The organism is Sporosarcina aquimarina (genome assembly GCF_019748715.1).
GTDB lineage: Bacteria > Bacillota > Bacilli > Bacillales_A > Planococcaceae > Sporosarcina > Sporosarcina newyorkensis.
Genome location: NZ_JACLBZ010000007.1, coordinates 90,901 through 101,601, shown reverse-complemented (window position 1 = coordinate 101,601; position 10,701 = coordinate 90,901). Strand labels below are relative to the sequence as shown.

The following is a 10,701-nucleotide window of genomic DNA, read 5'->3' as shown; positions in this document are numbered from 1 at the left end:
ATAAAACTCTAACTTTTAGGGGTCACTACACATTCTGTCGGTTTTTTACATTTATTTAGCTTTTGATGATTTTTGCTTAGCTTTTTTTCGTTCATTACGACGCTTGTCCAATTTAGCCTTATCAATATCGGATTGCTTATTGTATTTAGGCAATACTAATAGTTGAAAAGCGTTCACTGCCAGCAAAGGAAACAGAAGGATGGTTACCCATTCGTCTTTATTTCCTGATGTGACCATTAGAGCTGGCAACCATTCAAGTGTTGTGATCACAATCATAAAGAATAGAGCGGAGATCAGTGCATGTTTTTTCGTCCACTGCGCTTTAAAGTATGCAGTTACCGCAGACACTATAACGAGTGTCAAAAGCAAGAAAATATACAAGAACGTTCTTCCTGTATCTTCCTTCGTTAACTGGAAGCGGAAAAAGACTAAATCAAACAACACAACTGCAATGATCAGGACTTGCACCCAGTTCCACAATGTCAGCGTGCGGAACAGATTGACGCCAAATTGGTGAACTGTTAAATAGGCGAAAAAACCCATCTGCGCAATAACACTCATCGTGAAGCCTAAAAAGATCATCCATAAAAAGGCACCAAGAAATTGCCAAATCTCACCTTCCTGTATATACCCAAAAAAGAAGTCCCAACGTACAATTAACCCGACAATGGCTGTGATACCTCCACCAATGGCCATAGCGCGCAAGAAAAATTTTACCCAATTTCGTATTGTCACAACACTGTTCCCCTTTTATCTTTATTCAACAGAAGACTCCCACCTCTATAGATGGCGAGATGAATGCAGTTTTATTTCCTCTTCAGCGGGTATTCAGACGCTCTCTGAAGAAAATAGTGCCTCCGGCAGAAGGTATCATGGATTTTAAAAGGAGTTAATCGAGCTAACTCGTATCAAAATCCAGACGCAATTATGCCATCGCTTAATTGTTTCATGTCTCACTTAGTGTATCAACGTTCGACAAAAAAATCTATTTCATTGAACGAATCATGCATATTCCCTCTAATATTGTGAACAATAAATGAAAATACAAGTGGAAGGTTGATCGGAATGAAAAAATTGGCAGGCATTTTCCTATTCCTTGTATTCCTAGCGGGTTGCAGCAACGGACAACAGTCAGGTCCGAGTTATGATGAAATGAAAAAAATGATGACGGATGCGATCCAAACGGAAGATGGAAAAAAAGCATTACGCAAATTGATGACAGATCCCGAATTTCGGGAGCTTTTAGTATTGGAACAACCAGAAGTGAAAGAAAGCATTGAGAATGTGCTGCTTTCAAAAGAGGGTGAACAGTTTTGGAAAACCGCATTTGAAGATCCGAAATTTACAGAGTCTATCGCCAAAAGTATGAAAAAGCAGCAAGCAGATATTATGAAGGATTTAATGGGAGATGCATCGTTTCAAAAGGAAATGGAAAAGTTTTTTGGACAGCCAGACATGATGAAGCAAATGGAGAAAGTCGTAAATTCCAGTAAAATGAAAAAAGAAATGGAAAAGGCAGTGGAAGACACGATCAACAGCCCTTTAATGCAAGCGAAATGGCAGCAACTGATCATGAAAGCAGGAAAAGGGACAACAGAAGAGGGCGGAAAAGATGAGAAAGGCGGGAAAGAAGAGAGTGGTGGCGGTGGAGCAGAAGAAAAAGCAGGTGAAGGAGGTCCATAAACCCCTCTCGCCTGCCAACTAATTATTTAGTATTTTTTTCAATCACGGTATCGGCAATTTGTAAATAAATCTGACCAATCGGATGGTCTTCCGCATACACAGAAGGAGCAAATTCCGTGTCGTTCCAATCAGGCTGACCCAGTGGTATTTGACCCAATAGCTCGGTGCGAAGCTCTTCTGACAGACGGACGCCGCCACCTTGTCCAAAGACATATTCCTTTTCCCCGGATGCTTTGGATTTGAACCACGCCATATTCTCGATAACGCCAAGCAATTCATGATCCGTCTGCAAAGCCATCGCACCTGCACGCGCAGCTACAAATGCAGCTGTAGGATGCGGTGTTGTGACAACGATTTCTTTAGATGCCGGAATCATTTGATGGATATCAAGCGCTACATCGCCTGTACCCGGCGGCAAATCAAGCAATAAGTAATCAAGCTCGCCCCACTCAACATCGCGGAAAAACTGATCCAGCACTTTACCAAGCATTGGGCCCCGCCATACAACTGGCGCATTATCTTCCACGAAAAAGCCCATTGAGATGACCTTAACACCAAATCGTTCTACCGGAATGATGCGCTCTTCTCTGACCTCAGGCATAGCCGTGATCCCCATCATGTCGGGAACGCTGAATCCATAAATATCCGCATCGATCAAACCAACTTTCTTACCGCGTCTTGCTAAAGCAACAGCCAAATTGACAGATACTGTCGACTTCCCGACCCCACCTTTACCGGACGCAATCGAAATGAATTCGATGTTGGATAGAGGAGATAAAATATCTTGGGTTTCTGCTTCTGTTACAGTTCCGCGGAATTGCTCGAGAACTTCTTTCGGCAGTTCTTCAAAACGAATTCCTACAGAGTCTGCCCCTGCCTCTTTCAAAACGTCCACTACTTTTGATTGAAGCGTCAATTGCTCACCGGTATTTACTTTTGCAATTGCTACTTTGACACTGACATGCTGCTTTTCAGGCTTAATCGTAACGCCTACAATACCATTTGTTTCTGCCAGTGTTCTATGTAAAAACGGATCTTCCAATGCGCCAATCAATTCACGGACTTGCTGTTCATTAATCACATTCGACACTCCTTACTGATATTATCCAATCTCCCCCCAGTATACCATAATCACTACTCTATCAACCGTCTTTTGACTCACTGTTCTTCTGCATGTTCATATTTCACAATTCCATCCACGATGGCGGCCGCCACCTTTTTCTGATAAGCCTTATCCGCCAATAAACCCCGTTCTTCCGGATTGGATAAAAATCCTGTTTCCACTAAAACGGCAGGGACCGGTACTTTCTTCAGCAAATAGACACCTGTAATTTTCATCGCTTCGCGTTCTGTATTTTTCAGCTGATCACGCAGTTCGTCTTGGATAGAAGTCGCCAACTGTTTTCCTGCCGGGTTGCCATCAGGATGGTAGAATACTTGCGCACCTCGCCAACGCTCTTCTGGAATCGCATTAACGTGAACGCTTATGAACATATCCGGCTTCGATTCGATCGCCATACTTTCCCGCAACTTCAAATCTGCGAATTTACGACTTCGATTTGAAGTGAATTTTTCAGATGGGGCATGTTCAGCAATCGCATCTCCATCTTTTTCCCTCGTCATTTTCACAGTCGCACCTTTTTTTTCAAGTAATTTCTTAACTTCATGGGAGATACTTAAGGTTACATCCTTTTCAATGACATCTTCCGCCGAAGCCCCCCCATCCTCACCGCCATGCCCCGGATCGATTAAAATTTTCACACCACCTAGCTCAGCGGGTGTGAAAAATCCCCGATCTGAAGCTTTCACTCCATACCATACACCTCCTATCGAAAAAAATAACAGCAAGCCTGCCGCAAGCCATTTTTTCATCTCTACACCGCCTTTTTCTTTCACTATACGCTTGGACCTTTCCGGTTATGTCTGCGGGTGAAGGAATTGTTCATTCTGAGAAATGGGTTTGGATCGAGGATGTCAACTTCGATGCGAGGAGACTTCGGTGCTTTCCGAGGCGGGTTGGGCTCAGTGTAAAATGTATTTATAGCCAGGAAGCTCTTTCCCTACTGATCAATCGTGCAATTCAAATTAAAACACCGCCGAGAGATGTTCCTCTCGGCGGTGTTCTACTCATTTATTCAGTTTGCCCTTCCCAAGCCAGCATGCCGCCCGCCATGTTCGTCACATCAAAGCCTTCATCTGCCATAATTTCTTGTGCACGTCCACTTCTTCCGCCTGAACGACAGACTAGAATATAAGGTGTTGTTTGGTCCAAATCATGCATTTCAATAGGAAGATTGCCAAGTGCGATATGTGTGGCACCCGGAATCATACCTTGTGCTACTTCGTCGTCTTCGCGGACATCAATAATATGCAGTTCTTTGCCGCTTTCCAGTTGCTCTTGTACTTCTCTTGCAGTTAATTCTTTCAATGTCATGAGTTACATCCTCCAAATTATCTGATTTACCTTCATTATATCGCCTGTGTAATGATTGTCTATCGAAACGGACTGATGATTTACTGCATCAACTCATTCGGCGTATGGCCCCGATTTTCCCACAGTCTCGTAGTATTGGCAATATCGATAATCACTGGAATATAACGCTCAGCTTTTTCCATAGGTAACTTCAGCCGCCCAAGGAACTCTGACAGTTCTTTTGTGAAATCTCCACCGCTCATTTGCAGATCCAGCACAAGTTCTTCCACTTCTTCCTCAATATCGACCGAATCATCAAGATCCTCTAGCATCATCTTTTTCAGTTGCTCTTGCTGAGGGGTCCGCTGAAAATAAGATTGATCTGTAAACAAGAGAAATTCTTCTGGTTTCGGTACATAATAAGGTTTACCCGCGGCTGCTTGCTCCACTACTTCCTTTTCGTCAAATACATGAATGACTTCTGCCACAAATGCATCTGTATTGACATGAACAAAACGTTCTTCCAATTTCTCAATAACTGCTTGGTTATTCACAAAAGCAATCATGATGTTTAATGAAATCTCTTCTTCGTTATGTTCATTGTATATCTCCGTCGCTTTAGCAAACGGGATTACCCCATATAGGTTCGTACTGGCCGCAATATAGTCCAGCAACAATTCTTCATTATCGACTTTCATCAAAGCCACCCCTCATTCATTTGGTAGACATACTTGTCCGTCAATTGTAACAAAACTACGAAGCGAATGCAGAGGCGTGAGTTTGATTGCATTCAGGAAAAATCCATCTCCTGAAGTTCAATATCGATCAGTTTGTTTGTTTTAATAGAATAAGTGACTTTGACAAACACCGCGAATTCTTTGTCACCTTCCCGCAGCCACAATCGAAACTTTTCAACAGTGGACTCTTTCCTGGACTCACTTCCGATATGCAAGTAATCCATAATATTTGCATGAGGATATTTCATTTGCGTCTCTTGAATCGCGATCCTAGACCATTTAGCATATGAAGGAATCGCTGATTGAGCAACGAGTTCAGTAGGCAGATAAGTGAACATTGAGACACTCGCCATTGAAATTCCAATTACCAAGCTTATTTTTCGAATGATGACGCACACCTCCTTTAGGATAGGATGCGTCATTTGATAAGAATCATTCTGCTCGTTATTTCAATTTCTCCACACTCCCGTTTGAATGAATTCCTTTATACATCACGTCACCTAAAGGCTTATCGCTATAATGGTAGTAGAAAAACACGTCATTGCCTACAGATCGATTGAATCCTATTTCTACACCGCCCGGAGAGTAGGCCTTTATTTTATCGAAGTATTCGTCTTGATCCAAAACGAAATTCAAATACAATTTTTCACTTGAATTAAATTGCAAATCCAATTCACCTATCTCATAAAACTCGTTTTCTTTATTGCCAACAAACTCTTCATCTGTGACAGTCCAACCAAAAAAACCTTTAGATACAGCATAGATCTTAAATCCATCTTTAAAGGGTTTTATGGCCAACTCTTGTTTCTTGCTGATGGCATATCCTACTCCCACTTCGCCTTCTCGGCCTTCTAACGCAGCCCGGGCTGTCGAATTGACTATATACTCATCCCAAATGAAGGATTTGAATAACACAATGCCACAGACGACCAGTAATGCACTTACACTAAGTACATTTTTTCTTTCTTGTGGTTTGCGTTTAGTTTTCGGCATGGCAGTCACTCTCATTTCTCGTTATTCTATGTTCATTGTACAAGTTCTGTAAAAAAATGCATGCTTAATAGATACCTGATTACCAGTATAGGACCTCCCATTCACCAAAGTTATGAGTTGGGTCATCTACGCTATACTCTGTCTTTTTGATTCGCAGATAAAGTCCAAGCCAATTTCATTCTAGACCTAGAAAACTCTACATAGGTATATATGTGAACACAAAAATTAAGACGTGAGGATGGGTGATTCAATGGATGGGAAGTCTCCAAAAGACCATAGGGAGAAAAATTTAAAAAATGAACAGCTAGATGAGTTCCGCGTACAAAACACAGGTAAACCACTGACGACCAATCAATCAAAAAAATTATCAAACGATCAGGAACAATTAAAGGCGGGTGACCGTGGTCCTTCACTACGTCAAGATTTTGAATTCTTTGAGAAGATGACTCATTTCGTCCATGAACCAATACCAGAAAGAAAAGTTCATGCTAGAGGTTACGGAGCCCATGGTGAATTTGAATGTTATCAGTCGATGAAACAATTCACAAAAGCTGGATTCTTACAGGAAGCAGGTAAAAAGACTTCTGTTTTCGTCCGATTTTCTACTGTGCAAGGGAGCAGAGGCTCTAAGGATACGGCAAGGGATTTACGCTGCAAAGGTGTGAAATTTTACACCGAAGAAGGAAATTATGATTTAACTACAATCGCTATGCCTGTATTGGTCAATCAGGACGCCATGAAGTTCCCTGATGTAATGCATGCATACCAACCTGAGCCACGTACCGGGATGCCGACAGCTGCTGGGGCGCATGATAATTTTTGGGATTACGTAGCAAATAACCAAGAAAGTTTTCACATGGTATTGTGGATCATGTCGGATCGAGGCATTCTAAGAAGTTATCGCATGATGGAATCATGGTCGATCAATACGTACTTATTTGTTAATGAACAAGGAGTAGCAACTTTTGTGAGATTTACTTGGAAGCCTGTGCTTGGTGTTCATTCCTTGCTTCAAGACGAGGCACAAAAAATTGGCGGGATTGATCCGGATTTTCATCGGCGAGATCTTAGAGAGGCGATTGACCGTGGTGCATACGCAGAATATGAATTAGGTGTCCAGCTGATTGCGATGGAAGATGAATTCAAATTTGATTTTGATGTCTTAGATCCATCAAAATTTTGGCCAGAAGAACTCGTCCCCGTTCAGCCAATTGGAAAGATGACATTAAACCGTAATGTGGATAATGAATTTGCGGAATTGGAGCAAGTGGCATTCAATCCCGCAAATGTCGTTCCGGGAATTGATTTCTCTAATGATCCCGTCCTGCAAGGAAGATTAATCGCTTATCAAAGTGCCCAATACCATCGTCTTGGCAGCGCAAACTTTCAGGACTTACCCATCAACCGGCCAATCTGTCCGTTCCATAATAATACAAGACAAGGCTTTATGAGGTATCGAATCGATGTAGATCAAGTAAACTATCATGAAAACTCATTAGCTGATAATACTCCATATACTACGCCGCCAGAAGAAGGAGGCTACGAATCCTACCCTAAAAAAATCGATGGGCACGCCATACGGGCACGAAGCAAATCGTTCGATGACTTCTTTACTCAGCCAAGAATCTTTTGGAACAGCCTAACCCCAGTTGAAAAGCAACACACGATTGAAGCATTAAGCTATCAACTTGGAAAAGTGAAAAGTGAATCGGTCCGACAGCAAAACGTCGATATGATAGTAAATGTTGACCAAGAACTGGCTATGATCGTTGCGGATAATATAGGTGTTGATCGTCCAAGTGGCACAAATGTCTCTACCTCAACTAGCTACCCTTCACTTAGTCAGACCAATACACCAAGTTATGCTTATTCATTAAAAGTCGGAGTGTTGATCGGCAATGGTTTTAACAGTAATGAAGTAACCAACGTACTGAATACACTCGAAAAATATGGAGTGTTTGTCGACATCGTCAGTGAAAAACTTGGCACTGTCACAGGTACGGATGGTACGAAGCTCAAAGTAGATGATACATTCCTGACCACGAGCCCTTATTTGCTTGACTCGCTCTATGTCGTTGGCGGCAGCTCCAATAATCAGGCAAAATTTAATTCTGATGTTATGAATTTCATACAGGTCGCATACAAACATTATAAGCCGATCGGTATTGCTTCAACCGGACAGTCGCTTCTTCAAACCTCTGAAGAAAATAATTTAGCAGGTGTCGTTTTTGCGACTAACAACCAAAACTTCGGAGAGGAATTTGTTTCCGCTATCGCCCAGCAACGCTTTTGGAATAGAAAATAAAATCGTCGGGCAGGAAAGAGCAAAACAGAAAGCTTCTCTTTCTATTTTCCATTACTCAACTCGTTTTTTTGCGGAGATAGGAATAATTGCAAAAAGAAAAGACGCAGTCTGAGTTAGTATAATAACTCAGACTGCGCACTTCAATTCGTTATTCAAGATGCTCTGTCAATTTCTTTTGAACATCTTCTTCTATTTTTTTTACGCGTTCATCTTTTAGTTTGCGTCTCGGTTTTGGATGAAACCATTCGATCTCGCCGTTAATAAAAGTCCCTTTATACTCTTCACCTTGAATTTTTAACTTAAACATTTGAAGCGGTCGAGTTTGATTATTGCTTAGGGAACGTTCAATCTCAATAGCATCTACTTCATCCCTGATCCCATGTTCGGATAACAGTTCAAGAACTTCATCCTCTACAGCTTTTACTTCTTCTTCGCCGACATCTTGCTTGGGATGCGGATTAAGCCATTGGATCTCGCCATCATGATAGTCGCCTTTATAATTACGACCGTCTATGATGAGCTTAAACTGGATCCGCTCATACGGCCTGTCTTCAAAAACTTTTTCTACTTCAAAGTCGTCAACCACAGGAACACCTCCCAAAATAGTGTCAAGTTCATCAAAAAACTTTCCTCGCTAAATTCGTATTACTACAATTTCAATATTTTTCAATATTCCTTATTGACTAACGAATCCGTCTTTTTAATGAAAATTAAATCCAAGTATAAAACTGTGAAGGATAAATGTCAAACCAACCGATTATTTAGTAATACCGGTAAAAAAATCTCTACCATCTTTGTAAAGAAGCTAAGTGTTCAAAAAGCAACGGTCCGTTTATATAGTGATACCCTAATTTCTATATTTTAAGCAATTGAGACGACGTTAGAAATACTTAGACTTTCTATACCAAGCATAAAAAGAACCGATTCCCCCTCTTCGTTCAAGGAAAAATCAGCCTTATGCTACTGCAATTCTATTTAATCGAATTCTCGACTCTACAATAAAGTAAAAGAAAATCTCAAACCCTCTATTTGTATTAAAAACTTTTCAACTCAACCACTCGGTGGCACAATCGTTGCATCAGCTTTTCTTCATGACTAACGATGATGATACCCATCTTTCTCTTTTTGGCGATTTCGAGAACAGCATACCAAATCTGAGCTTGCGTAATGGCATCAAGCATTGTTGTCATTTCATCTGCAATTAAAAAATGTGGATTGGACCCCAACGCCCTTGCCACACAAAAGCGTTGTAATTCTCCTCCAGATAACTCGTTAGGCCAACGAGTCAACCATTCCTGCTCAATTCCTAATAAATCTAGCAGTTCAGGGTCTGGCTTCTCCCCTTCACTCAAAACCTTTTCCATTTTCCAACGTGGATTGACTGCTTTTTCTGGATGCTGAAATATCAATTGTACAGGATGAAATCCCCTTGTAGGTACCGGCAAACCTTCAATGGTAATGCTTCCTTCCAGAGGCTTTTCATATCCCGCTAAAATCCGGCAAAAAGTTGTTTTACCACGTCCACTAGGTGCTGTAAGCCCAACAATTTCTCCTGGTTTTACAGTGAAATTGACGCCTTGAAACAGCCAAGGTCCATCGCCATAACGAAAACCGATATTTTTTGCTTCAAGTTGCATGGATGCACCTTACCCTTCCATTCCGAAGTTCGCGCATTTCCGGTTGTGCTAGTTCACATTCAAGGGTTGCTATAGGACAACGCGGGGCAAATAAGCAACCGGATGGTAAATTATTTGGGCGGGGCTGCGAGCCTGGAATTGGTATAAATTCATTTTGTGGCAAGGCCCTCCATAACGCTTTGCTATAAGGATGCCGCAACGCTTCACCATCCCCATTAAAGTTCTCTACAGGGGCGATCTCCACGGTTGTACCTGCATAAAACACAGCAATTTTATCTGCAATCGTTAAAGCGGATTCAATATCATGTGTGATGAGCATAACCGCACATCCATTGTCTGCGAATTCCCTGAAGTTTTCTAATGCCTCTTTGATAACGACTGGATCGAGGCCTGGCGTGGGTTCATCCGCAATAATTACCTTTGCACCACTGACAATAGCTGTGGATAAAAGAGTTCTCCTTGCCATGCCTCCAGAAAGCTGAAATGGGTACATATTTTCAACGCCTGACTTCAAGCGAAGCCGTTCAAAAACCTTGCGTTGTGCCGCAACTGCATCTCCAACTTTTACAGAATTGCGAACTTGATTCCCTACTCGCATCAATGGATCTAAATAGTTCACTGATTGTGGAATAAGTGCAATTTCTGTTCCGCGTAACGAAGCTTGCCGTGCAGCCGTAAGAATTTCTCCGTCATAGCTAATCGTTCCACTAATATTTGCGTTGTTTGGCAAGATTCCAAGAATGGCATGCGCAAGCAAGCTCTTCCCAGAACCACTGGCTCCCACAACTGCTAGTATTTCACCTTCTTCAAGCGTGACATTCAAACTTGAAATGACGTTTACATTTTTTTGTTTCAAACTCTCTGTATACTGATTAAAAGATATCGACAAATTTTCCACTACAAGGATAGACATTCGCTACCTCCTTACCAACC

Annotated in this window: 12 protein-coding genes; 2 read left to right on the top strand and 10 right to left on the bottom strand. The window is 41.7% G+C overall.

Features of this window, described 5'->3' with window-relative positions; all coding sequences use genetic code 11:
- Positions 1-51 precede the first annotated feature (51 nt).
- Positions 52-735 carry a KinB-signaling pathway activation protein gene (locus H7J92_RS03490; protein ID WP_040759914.1) on the bottom strand — a complete coding sequence of 228 codons (684 nt, stop codon included), beginning with the start codon at positions 733-735 and terminating at the stop codon, positions 52-54.
- A gap of 330 nt (positions 736-1,065) precedes the next feature.
- On the opposite strand from H7J92_RS03490, the gene gerD reads away from it, so the two are divergent.
- Entirely contained in the window at positions 1,066-1,683 is a 618-nt protein-coding gene (gerD, locus tag H7J92_RS03485; RefSeq protein WP_009498962.1) for a spore germination lipoprotein GerD, read from the top strand.
- Positions 1,684-1,705: 22 nt separating this feature from the next.
- On the opposite strand, the gene H7J92_RS03480 is transcribed toward gerD, so the two are convergent.
- From H7J92_RS03480 to H7J92_RS03455, 6 genes are all read right to left on the bottom strand, one after another.
- On the bottom strand, positions 1,706-2,764 hold the full coding sequence (locus H7J92_RS03480) for a P-loop NTPase (protein WP_221835362.1): 1,059 nt from the start codon (positions 2,762-2,764) through the stop codon (positions 1,706-1,708).
- Positions 2,765-2,841: 77 nt separating this feature from the next.
- The gene (cwlD, locus tag H7J92_RS03475) at positions 2,842-3,555 is read right to left on the bottom strand and encodes an N-acetylmuramoyl-L-alanine amidase CwlD (protein WP_078818305.1); all 714 of its coding nucleotides are present in this window, start codon (positions 3,553-3,555) and stop codon (positions 2,842-2,844) included.
- Positions 3,556-3,814: 259 nt separating this feature from the next.
- On the bottom strand, positions 3,815-4,117 hold the full coding sequence (locus H7J92_RS03470; protein WP_078818306.1) for a rhodanese-like domain-containing protein: 303 nt from the start codon (positions 4,115-4,117) through the stop codon (positions 3,815-3,817).
- Positions 4,118-4,197: 80 nt separating this feature from the next.
- Positions 4,198-4,794, bottom strand: a complete 597-nt coding sequence (locus tag H7J92_RS03465; protein WP_221835360.1) for a hypothetical protein — start codon at positions 4,792-4,794, stop codon at positions 4,198-4,200.
- 92 nt (positions 4,795-4,886) lie between these two features.
- Positions 4,887-5,171, bottom strand: coding sequence for a DUF3889 domain-containing protein (locus tag H7J92_RS03460; protein WP_078818372.1), 285 nt, complete (start codon positions 5,169-5,171; stop codon positions 4,887-4,889).
- A gap of 106 nt (positions 5,172-5,277) precedes the next feature.
- Positions 5,278-5,826: a hypothetical protein gene (locus tag H7J92_RS03455; RefSeq protein WP_221835358.1), complete on the bottom strand. Its 549-nt coding sequence runs from the start codon at positions 5,824-5,826 to the stop codon at positions 5,278-5,280.
- A 250-nt stretch (positions 5,827-6,076) separates the two neighbouring features.
- Between H7J92_RS03455 and H7J92_RS03450 the strand changes: the two genes are divergently transcribed.
- Entirely contained in the window at positions 6,077-8,131 is a 2,055-nt protein-coding gene (locus H7J92_RS03450; RefSeq protein WP_221835356.1) for a catalase, read from the top strand.
- Between the two features lie 148 nt (positions 8,132-8,279).
- Here H7J92_RS03450 and H7J92_RS03445 read toward each other — a convergent pair whose 3' ends face one another.
- The 3 genes from H7J92_RS03445 to H7J92_RS03435 form a co-directional block, all read right to left on the bottom strand.
- Entirely contained in the window at positions 8,280-8,717 is a 438-nt protein-coding gene (locus H7J92_RS03445) for a HicA family toxin-antitoxin system (RefSeq protein ID WP_139366024.1), read from the bottom strand.
- A gap of 448 nt (positions 8,718-9,165) precedes the next feature.
- A complete protein-coding gene (locus tag H7J92_RS03440) occupies positions 9,166-9,768 on the bottom strand; it encodes an ABC transporter ATP-binding protein (RefSeq protein ID WP_221835354.1) in 603 nt (200 codons plus the stop codon).
- Entirely contained in the window at positions 9,758-10,681 is a 924-nt protein-coding gene (locus H7J92_RS03435) for an ABC transporter ATP-binding protein (protein ID WP_221835350.1), read from the bottom strand. The genes H7J92_RS03440 and H7J92_RS03435 overlap by 11 nt, the downstream gene beginning before the upstream one ends.
- Between the last annotated feature and the right edge of the window lie 20 nt (positions 10,682-10,701).